An 18884-nucleotide genomic window follows, 5' to 3' on the forward strand; every position below is an offset into this window, starting at 1 on the left:
TATATATATATTTTTTGATATGGGGGGATTAAGTTGCGAAAAAAAATAATATCGCTTATAGTAACAATTGGACTGGCTGCTACAATAAATATACAGGTATTGGCAGATCCATTATCGGATAAGCTTAGTAATCAAAAGGGCCGGCTTGAGGAGCAAAAAAACGAGTACAAGAAAATACAAGATAATGTTGCGGATATAGAAATTTCAATTGAAAAATTGGATTCGAGCATAGGAAAAATGGGCATAGAAGTGGATAAAACAAAAGATAAAATAGGTGAGACCCAGAAGCAAATAGAAAAAACAACAAAGGATATACAAGTTGCAGAGGCTAATATTAAAGAAGAAGAGGACTTATTTAATAAGAGAATGCGAAGCATGTATATGAATGGTGCGGATAGCTATTTGGAAGTTTTATTGGATTCCGAGGGAGTAGAAGATCTTATTTCAAGGGTTGACAACATTAAAAAAATTGTGGAATATGATAATAAAATTATTGGACAATTAACAGCTGAAAAGAGTAAAATTGAAAATAAAAAGGTTGTGCTTGAAGCTGAAAAAACTAAGTTATTAGTGTTGAAAACTGATAATGAAAATAAGATAGGCAAGCTTAAAGAAAAGAAGCAAGAACAAGATGCATTAATCAAGGAAGCTGAAAAGAAAAAACAATTATATGCTGGCAAGATTAGTGATGGACAAGCTACCGTAGATGCTACTATGAAGCAAATACAACAAATAAGAGATAATGCAGCTAAGACTGCTCAATCTAATGTTACTCCATCTAGAGGATCAGGATCAGCGTCAGCGTCACTTAGCTCTAATGCGATAGTTGCTTATGCAAGTAATTATTTAGGAACACCATATGTTTGGGGTGCTGCTGGTCCTGAATATTTTGATTGTTCTGGGTTTATGCAACATATATATAACCATTTCGGAGTTTCATTAAGCCGAACTACATATACACAGATAAATGAAGGATCATATGTATCTAGAGAAGCTTTGCAACCAGGAGATTTGATTTTCTTTGGTTCAGCGTCAGATCCACATCATGTGGGAATGTATGTAGGAAATAACTCATATATTCATGCACCTCGTACGGGAGATGTGATTAAAATATCAGAATTGACACGAGGAGATTACCTTACTGCAAGAAGAGTTAAGTAATTTTGAATAAAAAAACAGGCTATTTTAATAGTCTGTTTTTTTATTCACGAGAAAATTGTAAAGTTTGATTTTTATAAAACCGTAAATTGACCACAGAAAATATAAGATGGATGATATTTTCTGTGGCTAATTATCGAATACTAATATAAACGAGTTCAAGAAAAATTGCAATATTAATAGCAAAAGAGGGAATAGAAAAGATATGTGGTATTGCTGAGGGGGGGTAATAAGTTTGAGTGTATAAAACATAGCTGACTAAAGCAGGAGTGGATTAGTCAGCTGTTTTTTGGGGAGATTAGATAGTATAGGGAGGGTTAGTTTGCAAGTGATTTCAGATATAGCTAAAATCACTTGCAAACTATAATAATTTATTTAAATAAGATAAAAATCAAATGGCAGAAAAAGATAAAAATTGAAAGTAGAAAAATAATTTAATACTCTTTTCTCCACACAAGGATTAACAGTTTATGAACAGGTGATAATGTATAATGTGGATAAGAAACTTGTCAGAATTACTTTTAATATGTAAATGCTTTTAAACAAGGCTTTCCGTGTAAACTAAATTGTCCACAGCTTCTGTTGATTAAATGTTAAAAACAGTGGATAACTTAATTATAATGGTTAAAATTTAGATGTTTGCAATATTAACTGTGAATTAAATCAAATTGCATAACGAGAATCTTGTAAAAGAGTAGAGTATATTGCGTATTATAAATAATGTTAAAAATTAGTGGGTTTTCAAACTAATAATTTATATTAACCGCTATTTATTATTAAAGTTTACAGAGCGAAGAAAAAACAACATTAATATGGTAATATTTTTATATGCGAATCTTAGGTTAGTTATTTTCAAATTTCTACAGAAATAATGCAAATTATAAAAAAAAGAAAATAACTTGTAATAGTATATGCATACCCTATAATATAATTATATGATCATGACTATAAAATATATTTTATTTAGTATATTAATTTTGGAAGGTGACAAATGGTGGATAAGGCTAAATTTACTCTAGATAATATAATTTCATTATCAAAATCGGTATCCGAAAACAGCATAATTCTGTATGAAGAATTACCTCAGTACGATTTGTTTTTATCACAAGTGATTGATTACTTAAATGATAAATTTGATGCTGATAATTACACTAATAATATAGTACAGAATTATATAAAAGGCGGAGTTATATCTAAGCCAGAAGATAGTAAAAAAAGAGGCTATACAAAGTTACACCTTGCCCAATTAGTCTTACTTAGCTACATGAGACCTATACTTACGTCAGAGGAAATTAAAAAAGTCTTTAGACTAGCGTTCAATGAAATTAATGATAGAGATGATGATATTATTTCATGGGAGAAAGCTTATAAAATTTTCTCTGATATGCAAAAGGAAAGCCTTAATCATTTCGTAGAAAATCAGTTTTGTGATAAATCAAAATTACAAAGTATAATTAATGCTTTAAATTTAAAAGAAAGTGACGAGGAAAGAATAACAGTGTTTTTAGTTGTAATGACATTGGTATCACAAGCTAGTGCAATAAAAAAATTAATAAGAAAAATTGTAGATGATTATGAAAATTAAAAAATATAGAAGTGTATATTAACTATTTTAAGCGGGGGGATAACAGAAAATAAAAATTAATATTTATTCAGAAATAGGAATGAAGATCCATTTATAATGGATCCAATGCCAAATCTTAAAAAAATAAATCAAAATTAATAGCATTTTCAGCATAAATAGTAGTACACCATAATATTTATTAACTTATAGTTAATAAATATTAAAGGGGTAGATGAATATGATTGGTAAGGTACCAACATTAATTTATGATCTGTGTGGGGACAAAGTAGAAGTTATGAATTACACGAAAGTTTTTTTTGGAAATCAGAATGAAGAGGGTTATGTGCTTCATGTAGAGCAACATGATAGAGTTACATCTATAAGTGAATTTGATTTAGAGAAAAGAGAAGATAAGTATTATTGCACTAGGAAGTTGTTTAGCTAACTAAATTTTTGAACATAGTTTTAACGACATTTCAGAAGGAAGGTCGCCTACTTCTATAAGTTGGAGTTACATGCCCTAATAAATAGAAAACTTCAGTGGGAGTATAAATCTCCTTCTGAAGTCGTTAATATGCAGCTCCGCAGGAGATGATTTAACGTCATTTATTTAATCACACAAGCTTTATAATTAATAAAGCTTGTGTGATTTTCTGCGTTTATAGTAATATTATATATTTGTAGTATAATCAAATAATGATAAGTATATTTTAGCTTATAAAAAGAAAACACTGTTTATAAATATAAGGGTGAATTAACCGATAAATAGTGTAAATAATATATTATAGTGAAATTAATAGTTTATACACTGTTAACTTAACTCGAAATAGTTTATAATTTATAAAATTAACATATGAAATGCAATAAGTCTGGATAAAGGTATGTTTAGCTATAGTATAATAATAATTGGTGTAGGGGGTAAAATATGCTAAGCCAGAAAGAGAAAACAATGATTTTAGAAAATTTTGCAGAAGAAAATCAACCTATAGAAATAATAAATAAATTAAATGATGGACAATCTGAGGCGGCGGTATATACTGTGGAATTTAGTGAATCGCGTAAATTAGGAGTTCTAAAAATTCAGGAAATGAATGAAAGCGGATTACATAATAAAGCATTCTTACAAGCAATAGAGAATGGAATTGAAGGATATATTCCTGAAATTATTGATGAAGTGGAAATACAATGTGAAAATAATTTAAAGAGATTTGGAGTTTTATATGAATTAGGCGGAGATAATGTACTGGGAATTAAAACATTGAAATATTCAATGGAAAATGAATTAGCATTAGTTAAGCAAACTTCAGAACAAGTAGCTAAATTTTTATATAATTGGAATAAGCCTCATATCTCTGAAATTAAATCTCCTATTGATATAATGAAAACTTCCTTAGGTTATAGATTTATGGATGAGAAATTTATAAAGGGTTTTGAAACATTAATGATCGATGAGGATAAAAAATGGCTAGTCATTGATGGAGTTGATAAATTTTTTCCGAATCCATATAAATTTTTTGCAGATGAAAAGGTATGGTGTGGTCGTAAAATAAAATATTTAGATTCATGCATACATGGTGATTTGCACGGAGGAAATATAATTGTTTCGGTGAAAAAACCGTCTATTATTGATTTTGGAAGTTACCAACTTCATAGTAATATTTTTTATGATACAAGGTATTTAGAAATACATTCTTTAATGGACTATTTAAAATTCGATAACAATAAACAAAGAAAATTTTGGATTAGTTTATGTGACGAATTAACAAAAAATGTTAAATATGTTGATATTCCAGATGGAGAAGGAGCTAGTATATTGAGAGATATAATACCAGAATTAAGACATGGTATAGACTATTTGCTCTCGGATTCTAGAAATAAACTATATGAGCCATCTTTTTATTTAGCTGGAGTTTCTGCAGGATTGAATTTCATTCGTAAAACAAAGGATGAAAATAAAAGGATGGCAGCAATGATATATACAATGTATAACTTAAGAGCAGTTTTAAAGCATGAACTTATAGATTTATATAATCCTAGCTTATTATCGAGCACTAGTGTTCAATGGTTTTTAGATGAAGCTTCAATAAGTGAGTATCTAGATAATGATTCAATATATAAAATTGACGAAAAGGCATATCACATTTCGGGTATAATAAAAAATAAGTCTATAGAGCTTACAGTTGAGCCTATTATAAACTTAAACAGTGGTAGGGTTAAATCATTAGAAATACTAGTTAGGGATTCAAGATTAGAATTTTTCCCGGATGAAATGTTTGAAAAAGCTAGACTTACCGGGGATTTGGAAAACCTTACTATACTAGCTTGTGACAAATTAAATAACTATCTAAACAAACTTGAACCATTTATTGAAGAAGGATTATTTTTTAAGCTTCAATCGGATACAACTAGGCATACTATAAAAAAAGTTATAAAGAAATTGGAAGGGACAAACTTAGTTTTAGAAATTACACAACGTATACCAAGAAGTGCATTTTGGCGTAATTTTGCTGATGAATTAAAATTCAAATTAGCTATGGATAACTTTGGAGAAGGTAACTCTAATATGGTAGAATTGATAAAAATGAAGCCACATTTTATAAAAATTTCTCAGGAGATAGTAAAAGATGTGCATAAAGATGAAATAAAAGCATTGATGATAGAACATATGGTTAAAATGGGGATAAAAACAGGAATGAAGATTATAGCCGAGGGAATACGAACCTTGGAAGAAAAGGAAAAGCTAATGGAACTAGGTGTTGAATATGGACAAGGTACGTATTTTTCTTCAGCCATGCTTATTGATCATGCAGATTATGGAATTTGGAAACAAGGATTTTAGAATTTTAACGACATGTCAGAAGGAAGTCTCCCACTTCTATAAGTGGGAGTTACAGACCCTAACAAACAGAAAATAAAATTTTATTTTAAAAGACAGATGGCATTAGAAGAGATCCCTTCTAGGCGGCCAGTAAAACCAAGGCCTTCCTCTGTAGTAGCTTTAATGTTAACTTTATCTATAGGTAATTGTAGCGCAGTTGCAATATTTATTACCATAGGGGGTATATGGGGCGCCATTTTAGGGTTTTGTGCAATTATTGTAGCATCAATATTTTCGATTATGTAATTCTTATTTTTTATTAAACTGCCTACATATTTAAGTAGGACAATGCTAGACATGCCTTTATATTTAGCATCAGTATCGGGGAAATGATTTCCAATGTCACCAAGAGCCGCAGCACCTAAAAGAGCATCTATGATAGCGTGAACAAGAACGTCTGCGTCTGAATGCCCTAGTAATCCAGCCTCGTGCGGTATGGTTACTCCACCAAGTATTAAACTTCTACCCTTAACTAATTTATGAACATCATAGCCCATTCCAATTCTCAAGCGAATTACCTCTTTTCAATTTAATTTATAAATATTTTAAATATATAGAAATGTAACAGTAGGAATATATACTTTTCTTTATATAATATAGCATTTCATGAGAAGGTAATCAAGAAAATTTATTCGCGCAACACATTAAAATATGTAGTGAGGCACTCACGGATTTAGTAATAGGAAATATGATGAGAAAATAGCCAATAAGTTATTAACATGTTATCCACAAAACTGTGGATAGTGTGCATAACTTAATAATAAAATTTAGAAATATTTTATTTAAAATGCAAGTATTTACATAAAAAATTCTAAAAACGTCTATAATTAATACTATAAAGTATTCATTAACATCAACCCCACATATTATCCACACAAAAGCTGTGGATAATGTGTATAAGCCTTAAATGTTTTATATAAATTTACAAAAACATACATAATTTTAGTGCATTTGTGGATTAGTAAATCTTAATGTGTACAATCTGTTAGTCTAAATAAAAAATAGTAAAAAATTTCAAATTATTAGTAAATTTATGAAAATAATAGAGTGAAATATAACGTAATATTTATAGAAAAATAAATATTAATTACTTAGAAAGAATTTTAAAAGGTTGAGAAAAAGTTGTCAAGTTTTTTAGTGATAACTATAACAAATTGTTTAGTAGCGTGCCTAAGCACCAGAAATGTAATTAAAATGTAATAGCTATAAAACAGTAAAAAATTAAAAAGATCTCAAATTGTAGGGAGTCCCATAGAAGAAATTACCTTTGAGTCAGTAAAAAAATATTGGATAATATCTCATAGAAAAAGACTAAAGAAATATTTGAATTCAAGGGTAATAAAGAGATAATTACTAATAAATTTAAAGATATATTTACAAAAAAAAGCAGAAGTTAAATAAGATAGTTATTATTAACTAAGACTAACAAGTTATCCACAATTTCTGTGTGAATAATGTTGATAACCTTTATATAAGCCAAAAAGCACACAAATTTGTGTGCTTTTTAACTACATTTAAGCATAGAAGATGATGTTTAAGCATTTTCAGTTTTAATAGAATCAGAAATTAACTTATTAATACCGACTAGTTCTTTTGGCGTTAGATATCTCCATTTCCCAAGGGGTAAGTTGTCTATAGAAACATTCATAATTCTAAGCCTTTCAAGTTTCACAACAGCATACCCTAAATGCTCACACATTCTTCGTATTTGACGGTTAAGTCCTTCTGTTAAAATTATTTTAAAAACATATTTGCCTTCTTTTTTTACAAAACATTTTTTAGTTATAGTATTTAGTATAGGAATACCATTTGCCATACTCTTTATAAAATTAGGGGATATAGGTTTATCTACAGTAACAATATACTCTTTTTCGTGGTTATTACCTGAACGTAAAATTTTATTCACAATGTCTCCATCGTTAGTTAGAAATATAAGACCTTGAGAAGGTTTATCAAGGCGACCAATGGGGAAAATTCTTTTTTTAAAATTTATAAAATCTATGATATTTCCATTAACTTTATGCTCAGTAGTGCAGGTTATTCCAACGGGTTTATTGAAAGCTAAGTAGACAAATTCTACTTTATGTTTTAATGGTTTACCATTTATTTCAATGTGATCAGCTGCAGATACTTGAGTGCCCATTTCAGGGATTTTGCCATTTAAGGTGACATTGCCTTTGTCAATCAGTTTATCTGCTTCACGCCTAGAGCAAAAACCCGTTTCACTTATAAATTTATTTAATCTAATTTTTAAAGCACTATTTTCATAGGGCTGAATAATGTTTTTCTCTTTTTCATTAGGTGTGGTTTTCATTTTGCACCGTCCTTTGGAATTATAAAATAAGATTAAGGTATACAACTCATATTATATGGTTAAATCATCTCCTGCGGAGATTAAATGTCGTTAAATAATCATACAAATAGTTGTAAGGGTATCTTAAGCGGGATACCCTTAGTCAATTACAGCTTGACCATTATTATTTAGTGATACCTTGAAATTATGTGTACCAGCATACCTATTAAACTCAGTTAAGTTAATTGGAGTTTTATTTTTATTTTCAGAAACAAATATATAAATTTTTAAACCGTCGTCCGCATGTGCTTTAGTTAGGTATTTTTGTTTAAGCGATTCATCTAAAATTAAATGAAGTGCTTCATCCAAGGATTTATTTTCTAAATTTACAAGTTGTTTTATTTTATAGCCTCCAGGACTTCTGCCTTCTACTTTTGTAATTTTATTTGAACCGTTTACCTCCATTTTTAGAGAACAATTCATGTCGACTATAACAGAAAAATTATATCTATTATCCAAATATAATTTTCTTATTGAAAATAAAAGTAATAGGATGCAAGAAATAGCCAATAAGTACTTCCAAACGGAAATGCTTCGAAATTCTTTACCTACATATAGTTCGCCTATTTTAGGATGAGCCGTATGCTTTTCAAGGGTTACAAATTCATTATTTTGAGTTATGATATAGACCTTATTTTTTTCAATGTTAATTATTTTACCGGATTTTTGCATAGTGGCACCCCTTTTATATGCTGTAAGTGTATTTAAAAATGATAATGGATTGGAACTTATGCCTGCCACGGTTATGGCGAGGAGATAAACCTAAGTAACTATTTAAAGGAGAATAAATGTAATAAATTGATTTTATAATTATAGAGGCTGATAAGCATTATATTCAGGATTTAAGGAAACTAGAATATACAAAGTATGCACTGAGTTTCAATTATTATTATATCACATGAGAAGCTTATTAATAATTCCATTAGTTCATAAAGATAAGAAATATGGATTAGTAATAATTCTAAATCATAAAATGGGAGCATACAATGAAATTAAGAGGGCTAATGATTTCCCTTTTGTTATTTAGTATATATTTTAGGGTCAAAATAAATTAGGAATATTATAATAAAAAACCTCACAAACATTAAAAAAGTTTGTGAGAGTTTTTATTACAATATAGGCGAAAGTAATCTTGAAATAGATTCCTTAAATTTAACAATAAAACTTCTATTAACATATTTTTCGAGAGTTAATTCATCGCAAAATTTTAAATCGTCCATAAAAAAATGTTCTAAGTCGGAAGTTATTTCTTTATCATATATAAAAGCATTAATTTCGAAGTTTAAAGTAAAGCTTCTAATATCTAAATTAGCGGTGCCTATGGAGCTTATAGACTTATCAATAGAAAGAAATTTACTGTGAAGAAAGCCCTTAGTGTAGGTATAACATTTTACGCCTGATTCTAGTAGCTCTCCCATATAAGATGTAGAAGCCCAATACACAAAGGGATGATCTGGTTTACTAGGTATCATTATGCGAACATCGACTCCGGATAAGGATGCTATTTTTAAAGCTTCTAATATACTGTCATCTGGAATGAAATAAGGAGTTTCTATAAAAATATTGGTTTCAGCTTTGCTAATCATTTTTAAATATCCATTTCTAATAGACTTCCAAGTTGAATCAGGACCGCTTGAAACTATTTGTAGACCTGTATTCCCAAGGTGAGCTCTGTGAGGGAAATACTTGTTATCAAAAATTGAATTTTCATTGGCGGCAAATCTCCAATCCATTAGGAAGTGCAATTCCAATGCATCTATTGCATCGCCCTGTATGAATAAATGGGTATCTCTCCAAAACCCAAATTTTTTAGAAAGACCTAAATATTCATCACCAATATTAAAACCACCTATAAAGCCATATTGACCATCGATAGTACAGATCTTACGATGATTTCTAAAATTTACTCTTAGATTTATATAAGGAACAAAGGGTGGGAAGAAACAAACAACTTTTCCGCCAGCCTCAATTAGTGGGGCGAAAAAGCGCTTAGGCACTTTAAGGCATCCCATACCATCATAGAGTAATTCTACCTCCACCCCTTCTTTAGCTTTTTGGGATAAAATTTCAAGAATAGTTCTTCCTAGATTATCATTTTGAAATATATAATACTCCATATGGATATATATTTTTGCATTTTTAAGGTTTTCTTTAAGTTGATCAAATTTTGATTTGCCATCAGTAAATATGGTTACCTTGTTATTATTAGTGTAAAAAGAATTATCACTGCAAAGATTAAGTGTCATAATGTCAGAGTATTTACTTAAAAAAGGATTAGTTTTAATTAAATCTTCATTATTTAAGAACTCCTTTTGTTTATCAATAATTGAGGTAAGATTCTCTTTTTCTTCTTTTTTTAGAGAAAATAATTTTTTTCTTTTCAAATTTTGACCAAGAAATAAGTATAGAATAAATCCTATGGTAGGTAAAAATAGTAATACCATAAGCCAAGTCCAAGTACTTGCAGGATTTTTGCGTTCAAGAAATACAACTGCCAAGGCGAAGAGGATATTGATAATAAATAATAAATTTAAAAAATGTAACAATAGTTCATTTGTAAACATATGTGCCTCCAAAAATTCATTTTATCTTATAATGATAGTATACATATAAAAGCGTATAAAAAAACATTAAAAATACGTATAAATAGAATATCTATTTTTTTATTAAATGTTTTTTGAGTAAAATAGAAATATTTCAGTATTATAATTTATATTATTAAAGGAATAGTAAGTTTTATGGTATAATAAAATTAAATTGCTGAAATCAACTTATGTGAAGAAGTATGTTTTGAATTGAATTTATGAATATATTAATAATATGTATTGTTTTTTTATTTGTGCATGAAGGTTTATACTAGATTGCTACTTTAAAAATGAGAATGGAATCGGGGATAAGGATATGGGGTTAGTTCATAGAATAGTTGATGAGGAAATAAACAAATCCTTAGAGCTTATAAAAGAATTAGAACTTGTGATGAATGAGATTCAAAGTAGCGAAAGTCTATTTAGTTCTAATATTCAAAATATGTCTTTAACTAACAAACAAAGTATATTAGACAAGTGGGTTAGTTATGTAGGATGTTATAATGAATTGAATGAAACACGGGAAAAATATAAAAATAAACTTATATTAAAACATACAGAAGATTCACACACTAAATATAAAAATATATTATTAATTTATGCCTCTACCATAGCGATACGTAAAAATGCTGTATTGTTAGCTAACATTATAGAAAAAAATAAGTATTTGGAGTCAATGTTAAATGAGGCTAGGCCCGAATATAATATTAATAAAAAACAATATTATTATATTACACAAGAAATTACAGAAATTTATTATATGATATCTTTGTTTAGGAATAAGCATTACTTTGATTTTATGGTAAATCACTATGAAGTTTATGGATATGAAAGAGATGAAAACGAAGAAGAATTATTAAATTATGCAAGTTATAATTATTTAAATGTTATAAAACTTGTTAAAAATCATAGAAATATTGTTAAAAATAATATGATTAATTTTTTTGAAAAAAATATTTTTGATTTTTGGTTCCCATTTCAAAAATGGATCGCTATAAGTATTACTGGAGTTGATTACTCTAGTAGAAAAGAGAAATATGTTAGTAATGAAGATATTAATATTATAAAAGAAGAATTGCTACCAGGGGATATACTTTTAAAGAGGAACAATTATCAACTAACCAACCTGGGATTACCAGGATTTTGGACTCACACTGGGATTTATATAGGCTGTTTAGAAAAATTGGACAAGTATTTTAACGACATCCCACTGGGGGATTGTTTGTGTGTTTCAGAGTATGTAAAAGTAATTTATCCTAAAGTATATGATAGTTTATGCAATGAAAATAATGGAGAATATATTATAGAAGTTATTGCCCCTGGTGTGGTAATAAATCCTCTAGATGCTATTGCAAAAGTTGACTATTTTTCTGCATTACGTCCTAAATTACCTAAAGAGGATAAATTAAAAGCATTGTTTACAGCGTTTGAATCTTTAGGGAAGGCATATGATTATAATTTTGACATTATGACAGATAATGCTTTGTTTTGTAGTGAATTAATTTATAAATCGTATTTATGTTCAAGGAATAAGAAAGGGCTTACATTTAACTTAGAAGCAAAAGCTGGCAGGCTATTACTTTCACCTAATAATATTATTAAAAAATTTGATTCAGAATTTGATAGTGAAAATGCAGAATTTGATTTTGTAATATTTTATGATGGTAGTGAAAGAGAAAGAAAAGCTATAAGGAAAAACGAAAATGATTTAAAAATAACTTGGAAGCTATCTAAGTGGAGAATGTTAAGGAGAAGGGTTATTTTAAAAACAGAAATAAGGTATCCTATAGTAATATTAAATTCAGCATTGTCAAAATTAAAAATTATTTTATATGGTGTGTTTTATTAATTATGATATATGTATATAATATAAGCATTGTATTAAAAATATGGTTAAGTATTAAAAAATATAGTTAAAATATTAGATTAAATTCTAAAACAGAAAGTAGGATAAATAATAAATATGAGAAATATAAAAATTGTAATAGAATATGATGGTACTAGGTATAAAGGATGGCAAAGACTTGGAGATAGCGATAATACGATTCAGCACAAAGTAGAAGCCGTTTTAAGTAAGATGGCAGAAGAAAATATTGAAATTATTGGGTCTGGAAGAACAGATGCAGGAGTACATGCAACAAACCAAGTAGCAAATTTTAGAACAGAATGCACAATGCCAGATCATAAAATGCGTAGTTATTGCTATGAATATTTACCAGAAGACATTGTAGTGAAGACGGTCGAAGAAGTGGATCTCAATTTCCATGCTAGATATAATGCTAAAGTTAAAAAATATGTATATAATATTTGTAATAACAAAGCACACAATGTTTTTACTAGAAAATATGATTATCATGTGCCACAACCTCTAAATATTGAAAATATGAGAAGAGCAGCAGAAATTTTAATAGGAGAACATGATTTCCAAAGTTTCACAACACTTAAAACAAAGAAAAAGTCTACTATAAGAAATATTTATACAATAAATATCGTAAATGATGATGGAAATATAGAAATTAGTGTTCAAGGAAATGGATTCATGAAAAATATGGTGAGATTAATAGTTGGGACACTTGTTGAAGTGGGCCTGGGTGAAAAATCTGTAAATGAAATTAGTGATATTTTAGATAAAAAAGAAAGAAAATATGCTGGACATATTGCACCAGCAAAAGGCTTATTTTTAGAAGAAGTTAATTATTAAAAACCAATAAAATGGTTAATATTACAGCACCAAAGGTGATGATTTAAAAGAGGCACATAAGTATTAACTTATGTGCCTCTTTTTAGTTTTATGTTTAGTTAAAACATCTCCTGTATAGCTGAGGATCTTATTTGAATATACCTTATGTAGCTATATATGCCAAACTACAGTATTCCTTCATTCTTTAATATATCTTCAATTTCATCAACTTTTCTAGAGAGAATATAAAAACTATCTTTTAATATATTTTTTGGAAGAGGAGTTTCTTTTATAGTTTTTTCTAACACGTCTATAGTGTCGAGTGCATCATCAATGCCCTTTTGTGCTAGTTTTAGATTAGCTTCTTTCATTTTTTAATCTCCTTTAACTTATGTTATTTCATTAAATATACTTAAACCCTAACATTAGTAATTACTAATTTCAAGTTAAGAATGACTTTTATTTTATGTAAAATCGAAAAAATTAACTTTTCTTATTCTTAAGAATTTTATTTTTAACATCTTTCAAAATAGAATCGAAACCTTTGAATTTTACGTCAGGAAAGGCTTTTATAAGTCTTGAATAATCGGGGGATTTTTTGAAAACCAAAGAATCATATTTTACTTTCAATTCTTTTATGATAGTCTCAACGTTAGATTTTTTCTTACTCATCTTAATTTCGGCACTTTCTATTAACTGGTCCAATTTAATTTTTAATTCAGACATATCCTTAGTATTCCCTAAATTTAATTTAAAATCTGGAAGTTTATCGATTAAATCTGAATATACTGTATTTAATTGGGTTAATAGGGACCTTAATTTAAATATTGTATTCACAGTAATTATAAAATCAATGAAGAAATATAGGAATAGAATATAAAAAAGTGTTATGCCTGGGATAGGTGGTATTAAATTTACTATGTAAATAATATAGGGGTGAATTACCTTCAAAATAAATATGGAAACAAAGCCCCATATTATAGAAAAGGATAAGCAAATTCTACCCTTAAGATTGTATGGCTCATCACCGTAATCCCACCAAGTACTATTAAATGCAGTTTCTAGAATATAACCTGTCATATACTCTAGAGCAGAGGTTAAAAATACTGAACCTAAAAAAAGGAAAATATAATTAGTTTCAATATGCTTTAGCAAAACAATTATTGCCAAAGTACCAAAACCATAAATAGGACAAAAGGGACCGTGGAGGAAGCCGCGGTTAATGAATTCTTTTTTCTTAACTGTAGCATATACTGTTTCAAGACACCATCCCATAAAGGAATAGATAATAAAATAATAAAAAAGCGTAAATACGCTAGAATTTAACAAAGTCATATTAATCATAGATTAACTCCCTTTTTTTTAGCCCATTGTACATTGAATAAGAAAATGATAACACAAAAAGCGTTTTTTTTATAGTATATGGGATGAATAAATATTATTATATGCAATTTTATAGAAATAACTACATATATATTAATTAAGCAATGATAATTTAATTTGAATTCTAGGAGGAAAATACATGATAAATATTATTTGGTTTTTAATTTTATCATTTGGGACAATTATTGGTATTGTTACAGGAAAAGGAGAGATTTTATCAAAAGTTATTGTTTCATCAACAACTAGTGCTGTGGAATTAGTAATGGGACTCGTTGGAATGATGTGTCTTTGGTGTGGGATAATGAGAATTGCTGAAAAAAGTGGATTAACTGATAAATTGGCAAGGCTGCTTAGGCCAATATTAAAAATAATATTTAAAGAAGCTGGAAAAAACCAGAAGGCGATGGCTAGTATTACCATGAATTTAACAGCCAATATGATGGGACTTTCTAATGCAGCCACACCCTTGGGCATAAAGGCTATGGAAGAGATGCAGAAAATTAATAATGAAAAAGATATAGCTAGTGATGACATGGCTTTATTTTTAGTTTTAAATGCTGCATGCATTCAGCTTCTGCCTACAACGGTGATATCTATTAGGGCTGCGTATAACTCTCAAAATCCAGCAATTATTATAATACCTGCAATAATTGCAACAGGTACTGCTGCAGTCTTAGGCGTGGTTTATTGTAAAATTCTACAAAGGTATTTTTAAATATATAGAAATATTAATGTTTAAATTTAGATGGGGTAGGTGAAATAGGATGATTATAGCTAATTTAGTATCGTATATTTTAAAGGGAATAATTCCAATTATCATAACGCTTGTGGTAATATATGGAGTTATTAAGAAGGTGAAGGTATATGAGTGTTTTGTTGAAGGCGCAAAGGACGGAATAACTATTTGCCTGAAAATTTTTCCGTATCTTTTGGCTATGATTATAGCTGTTAATGTATTTAGGGCTTCCGGGGCTTTAGACTTTTTTATTTATTTAGTAAAACCAGTTGTTGTGTTTATTGGACTCCCCCCTGAAGTTGTTCCTTTAGTTTTAATAAAACCACTTTCAGGAAGTGGAGCTTTAGGAGTATTCACTGATATTATAAAGCAATATGGAGCAGATAGTTACATAGGACGCGTGGCATCCATAATAATGGGATCAACAGAAACCATTTTTTATACCTTGACAGTATATTTTGGAGCGGTAAATATAAAAAAAATAAGGCATACACTAGTAGCAGCAATATTAGCAGATATTACAGCAATTATAATGGCAGTTAACCTGGCTAAGTTCTTCTTTTAAGGACATTTTAAAAGGGAAGTTCCCCATTTATATAAGTGGAGATACATAATATAAGAAAGAGAAAACTTCAGTGGGGTATAAATCTCCTTCTGAAGTTATTAATGTTGCAGCTTCGAAGAAGATTAAACTTATAACACAAATTGTAAAAGAAAGAAAAAGTATGATATTATAAATATACTGGAGTAAAATAAGGTAGATAACAGATATAATTGTTATTTATATTAGAAGAATGTAAGGGGGATATAATATGATTGAAATTACTGGCGTAAATAAGAGCTATAATGGTAAGAATAAAGCTGTAGACAACATAAGTCTAACTATAAGGGACGGAGAGATATTTGGATTTTTAGGCCCAAATGGAGCAGGTAAAACTACTACCATAAAAATGATTACTGGAATATTAAGTGCTGATAGCGGAAGAATCAATATCAATGGAATTGATATTGAAAAAAATGATTTAGAGGCTAAAAAATTATTTGGCTTTGTACCAGACAATCCGGACATGTTCTTAAGACTTAAGGGTATTGAGTATTTAAACTTTATGGCAGATATTTATGATGTGCCAAGTATTATTAGAAAAGATAGGGTCGAAGCTTTAGCAAATAGATTTGAAATGAGCAATGCGCTAACGGACCAAATTCAAAGTTATTCTCATGGTATGAGACAAAAGATAATTATTATGGGAGCACTTCTTCATGAACCAGAAGTTTGGATTTTAGATGAGCCAATGACGGGCCTTGATCCTAAATCTTCATATGTTTTGAAGGAAATGATGAAAGAGCATGCAAATAACGGGAAAACCGTATTTTTCTCAACTCACGTTCTAGAAGTAGCTGAAAAAATATGCGATAGGGTTGCTGTAATAAATAAGGGGAAAATATTATTCTGTGGAACCCTTGAAGAACTAAGGGAACATTTTAAAGCCAGTGGGTCACTTGAAAAAATCTTCTTGGAGATGACTGAAAATGTATAAATTTATAGCGCTAACTAAGGTATTATTAAAAACAGGAACTGGATCCCCTAGTAGTAAGAAAGATAAAAAAAAGATAAAAGGAATATTGCTTGGATTACTTTTAGTACTAGCATTCACACCTATGGCTATAGGGTTTGGAGAGTTTATATTTACGGCCTATGATGGATTACATCAAATTGGTCAAGAAGCAGTTATATTGGGATTTGGATTATCTATTGTTAGCGTTGTAATTTTCTTTTTTGGTATTTTTTATGCTATGAGTATATTTTATTTTTCTATGGATGTAGAAAATTTATTACCACTACCTTTTAAGCCATGGCACATTATGGGAGCTAAATTTGCTGTAGTATTAATTTATGAATACTTCACAGAAATAATATTTTTTTTGCCTACAATAGTTGCATACGGTATAAAGAGTAATGCAGGGGTGTTGTATTATGGCTATGGAGTTATTATATTTTTACTCTTGCCTATAGTTCCTTTAGTAATTGCATCTGTAATTAATATGATTATAATGAGATTTACTAATATAGCTAAAAACAAGGATAGGTTTAGATTAGTGGGTGGACTTATGGCTATGTGTTTTGGTGTAGGAATAAACATATATATCCAAAGGTTTTCACAAAATCTAAGCCAATCAGAAGTTACTAAAATGTTTGCACAGGGAAATAATTCCTTAGTTGGTTTGGCAACAAAGCTATTTCCTAGTACTAAGATAGCTGTAAATAGTTTAATTAATACTACTAATGTTCAGGGGTTTATCAATTTGATTTTATTTATAGTAATAACATTAGCTGCATTAATGATATTTATAATGTTGGGTGAAGCATTGTATTTTAAAGGTGTTATGGGGATATCTGAAACAACCTCAAAAAGGAAAACTCTTAGTAGCATTGAGCTTATAAAAAATACGGCACAAAATTCCTCACTAAAGGTATATATAATAAAAGAGTTAAAGCTTTTATTTAGGACACCGATTTATTTTATGAATTGTGTACTTATGAATTTTTTATGGCCAGTATTTTTGCTTATACCAATTTTTGCACAAAAAGGTGCTAGTTCTCAACTTAATATGTTAGCTAAGTTTTTACAAAACAACAAAAGTTCAGGCGTAGCATTAGGCGGCTTCTTTGCATTTATGATTTTTGCATCTTGCAGTAATGCAATTGCAACTACAGCAATATCAAGAGAAGGTAAAAATGTATTTATATTAAAATACATACCTATGAAATATAAAGATCAGCTTATGGCAAAGGTATTATCTGCAGTAGTTTTAGGAATAGCTGGTATGCTTATGGTAACTATAATTGGTTTAATATTTCTTAAGATACCGATAGATTTAGTTTTATTAATGATTATAGTTGGTTTTTTTGGAATAGTATTTACATCTTTTATAGGGATATTTATTGATTTGAATTTCCCTAAACTTCAGTGGAGTACAGAGCAAGAGGCAATTAAACGGAATCTTAATGTTATGATTAGTATAATTATTTGCATAGCTTTAGGTGGGCTTACAGTATTTATGGTTATCAAATTTGAACTAACTAAATGGACTACATTTGCTATAATAGCATCTTCATATGCGATTATAGATGTAGTGCTGTATTACCTGTTAGGTACAAAAGGGGTAGAAATATTAAGAAAAATAGAGTCGTAAAATATAAAATAATGTTGACCTAAGTATAATTTATTGATTTTAGGATAAAAATATTGACATAGTGATTTATTTGCAATATGATTATTATTAAACAAATGCAATGATGAGAAGAGTAATAAGCCTAATTGTTAAAAGAGAGCTGAGAAGGGTGAAAATCAGTAGCAAGGTAGCTTATGAAGATGGCCTTTAAGCATATTATCTAAGTGAAAAATTTAAAGTTTATTGTGAAAATATACTTTTAAATTTAATTGTTAGGATAATACGGGAGCAACCGTTATATTGACAGGTGATGATGGTCACCCATTGAGGTCTTTATAGTGATGTAAAGATAAATTAGAGTGGTAAAACGTTA

16 protein-coding genes are annotated in these 18884 nt (G+C 29.0%); 10 read left to right on the forward strand and 6 right to left on the reverse strand.

Going from position 1 to position 18884, the window contains the following annotated elements:
- Positions 1-33 precede the first annotated feature (33 nt).
- The 4 genes from ACWJKS_RS00195 (at position 34) to ACWJKS_RS00210 (ending at position 5561) form a co-directional block, all read left to right on the forward strand.
- Positions 34-1161 (forward strand): C40 family peptidase, encoded by a 1128-nt coding sequence (locus ACWJKS_RS00195; RefSeq protein ID WP_216304495.1) that lies wholly within the window; start codon positions 34-36, stop codon positions 1159-1161.
- Positions 1162-2149: 988 nt separating this feature from the next.
- Positions 2150-2743 carry a DUF1836 domain-containing protein gene (locus ACWJKS_RS00200; protein ID WP_462960206.1) on the forward strand — a complete coding sequence of 198 codons (594 nt, stop codon included), beginning with the start codon at positions 2150-2152 and terminating at the stop codon, positions 2741-2743.
- 217 nt (positions 2744-2960) lie between these two features.
- A complete protein-coding gene (locus ACWJKS_RS00205) occupies positions 2961-3167 on the forward strand; it encodes a hypothetical protein (RefSeq protein WP_462960207.1) in 207 nt (68 codons plus the stop codon).
- A 480-nt stretch (positions 3168-3647) separates the two neighbouring features.
- Positions 3648-5561, forward strand: a complete 1914-nt coding sequence (locus ACWJKS_RS00210) for an EAL domain-containing protein (protein ID WP_462960208.1) — start codon at positions 3648-3650, stop codon at positions 5559-5561.
- 80 nt (positions 5562-5641) lie between these two features.
- Here the strand turns inward: ACWJKS_RS00210 and ispF are convergent, their stop codons facing one another.
- From ispF to cls, 4 genes are all read right to left on the reverse strand, one after another.
- The gene (gene ispF, locus ACWJKS_RS00215; protein ID WP_216303296.1) at positions 5642-6109 is read right to left on the reverse strand and encodes a 2-C-methyl-D-erythritol 2,4-cyclodiphosphate synthase; all 468 of its coding nucleotides are present in this window, start codon (positions 6107-6109) and stop codon (positions 5642-5644) included.
- A gap of 1025 nt (positions 6110-7134) precedes the next feature.
- The gene (rluF, locus tag ACWJKS_RS00220; protein ID WP_216303297.1) at positions 7135-7914 is read right to left on the reverse strand and encodes a 23S rRNA pseudouridine(2604) synthase RluF; all 780 of its coding nucleotides are present in this window, start codon (positions 7912-7914) and stop codon (positions 7135-7137) included.
- A 138-nt stretch (positions 7915-8052) separates the two neighbouring features.
- Positions 8053-8625, reverse strand: a complete 573-nt coding sequence (locus tag ACWJKS_RS00225) for an anti-sigma-I factor RsgI family protein (protein WP_220286924.1) — start codon at positions 8623-8625, stop codon at positions 8053-8055.
- A gap of 437 nt (positions 8626-9062) precedes the next feature.
- Complete coding sequence (cls, locus tag ACWJKS_RS00230; protein ID WP_216303299.1) at positions 9063-10517, reverse strand: cardiolipin synthase; 1455 nt, start codon at positions 10515-10517, stop codon at positions 9063-9065.
- Between the two features lie 337 nt (positions 10518-10854).
- Between cls and ACWJKS_RS00235 the strand changes: the two genes are divergently transcribed.
- Together ACWJKS_RS00235 and truA are read left to right on the forward strand one after the other, a co-directional pair.
- Positions 10855-12387: a YiiX/YebB-like N1pC/P60 family cysteine hydrolase gene (locus tag ACWJKS_RS00235; protein ID WP_462960209.1), complete on the forward strand. Its 1533-nt coding sequence runs from the start codon at positions 10855-10857 to the stop codon at positions 12385-12387.
- Between the two features lie 114 nt (positions 12388-12501).
- Positions 12502-13239, forward strand: coding sequence for a tRNA pseudouridine(38-40) synthase TruA (gene truA / locus ACWJKS_RS00240; protein ID WP_216303301.1), 738 nt, complete (start codon positions 12502-12504; stop codon positions 13237-13239).
- Positions 13240-13403: 164 nt separating this feature from the next.
- Here the strand turns inward: truA and ACWJKS_RS00245 are convergent, their stop codons facing one another.
- Positions 13404-13589 (reverse strand): hypothetical protein, encoded by a 186-nt coding sequence (locus ACWJKS_RS00245; protein WP_216303302.1) that lies wholly within the window; start codon positions 13587-13589, stop codon positions 13404-13406.
- Positions 13590-13701: 112 nt separating this feature from the next.
- Positions 13702-14562, reverse strand: a complete 861-nt coding sequence (locus tag ACWJKS_RS00250) for a putative ABC transporter permease (protein ID WP_462960210.1) — start codon at positions 14560-14562, stop codon at positions 13702-13704.
- Between the two features lie 178 nt (positions 14563-14740).
- Here ACWJKS_RS00250 and ACWJKS_RS00255 point away from each other — a divergent pair, with 178 nt between their 5' ends.
- The 4 genes from ACWJKS_RS00255 to ACWJKS_RS00270 all read left to right on the forward strand — a co-directional run bounded on the left by ACWJKS_RS00255 (position 14741) and on the right by ACWJKS_RS00270 (position 18532).
- Entirely contained in the window at positions 14741-15316 is a 576-nt protein-coding gene (locus ACWJKS_RS00255; RefSeq protein WP_220286922.1) for a nucleoside recognition domain-containing protein, read from the forward strand.
- A gap of 49 nt (positions 15317-15365) precedes the next feature.
- Positions 15366-15902, forward strand: a complete 537-nt coding sequence (locus ACWJKS_RS00260) for a spore maturation protein (protein ID WP_165414495.1) — start codon at positions 15366-15368, stop codon at positions 15900-15902.
- Between the two features lie 247 nt (positions 15903-16149).
- The gene (locus ACWJKS_RS00265) at positions 16150-16875 is read left to right on the forward strand and encodes an ABC transporter ATP-binding protein (RefSeq protein WP_216303305.1); all 726 of its coding nucleotides are present in this window, start codon (positions 16150-16152) and stop codon (positions 16873-16875) included.
- Positions 16868-18532: a putative ABC transporter permease subunit gene (locus ACWJKS_RS00270; protein ID WP_216303306.1), complete on the forward strand. Its 1665-nt coding sequence runs from the start codon at positions 16868-16870 to the stop codon at positions 18530-18532. The genes ACWJKS_RS00265 and ACWJKS_RS00270 overlap by 8 nt, the downstream gene beginning before the upstream one ends.
- The last annotated feature ends 352 nt before the right edge of the window (positions 18533-18884 follow it).

This window comes from Clostridium sp. CM038 (genome assembly GCF_055081105.1).

Excerpts from the sequence above, each read along its gene's own strand:
- ACWJKS_RS00270 (WP_216303306.1), top strand. The coding sequence starts at position 16,868 with ATGTATAAATTTATAGCGCTAACTAAGGTATTATTAAAAACAGGAACT.
- ACWJKS_RS00255 (WP_220286922.1), top strand. The coding sequence starts at position 14,741 with ATGATAAATATTATTTGGTTTTTAATTTTATCATTTGGGACAATTATT.
- truA (WP_216303301.1), top strand. The coding sequence starts at position 12,502 with ATGAGAAATATAAAAATTGTAATAGAATATGATGGTACTAGGTATAAA.
- ACWJKS_RS00225 (WP_220286924.1), bottom strand. The coding sequence starts at position 8,625 with ATGCAAAAATCCGGTAAAATAATTAACATTGAAAAAAATAAGGTCTAT.
- cls (WP_216303299.1), bottom strand. The coding sequence starts at position 10,517 with ATGTTTACAAATGAACTATTGTTACATTTTTTAAATTTATTATTTATT.
- ACWJKS_RS00235 (WP_462960209.1), top strand. The coding sequence starts at position 10,855 with ATGGGGTTAGTTCATAGAATAGTTGATGAGGAAATAAACAAATCCTTA.
- ACWJKS_RS00250 (WP_462960210.1), bottom strand. The coding sequence starts at position 14,562 with ATGATTAATATGACTTTGTTAAATTCTAGCGTATTTACGCTTTTTTAT.
- rluF (WP_216303297.1), bottom strand. The coding sequence starts at position 7,914 with ATGAAAACCACACCTAATGAAAAAGAGAAAAACATTATTCAGCCCTAT.
- ACWJKS_RS00210 (WP_462960208.1), top strand. The coding sequence starts at position 3,648 with ATGCTAAGCCAGAAAGAGAAAACAATGATTTTAGAAAATTTTGCAGAA.
- ACWJKS_RS00245 (WP_216303302.1), bottom strand. The coding sequence starts at position 13,589 with ATGAAAGAAGCTAATCTAAAACTAGCACAAAAGGGCATTGATGATGCA.
- ACWJKS_RS00200 (WP_462960206.1), top strand. The coding sequence starts at position 2,150 with ATGGTGGATAAGGCTAAATTTACTCTAGATAATATAATTTCATTATCA.
- ACWJKS_RS00260 (WP_165414495.1), top strand. The coding sequence starts at position 15,366 with ATGATTATAGCTAATTTAGTATCGTATATTTTAAAGGGAATAATTCCA.
- ACWJKS_RS00205 (WP_462960207.1), top strand. The coding sequence starts at position 2,961 with ATGATTGGTAAGGTACCAACATTAATTTATGATCTGTGTGGGGACAAA.
- ACWJKS_RS00265 (WP_216303305.1), top strand. The coding sequence starts at position 16,150 with ATGATTGAAATTACTGGCGTAAATAAGAGCTATAATGGTAAGAATAAA.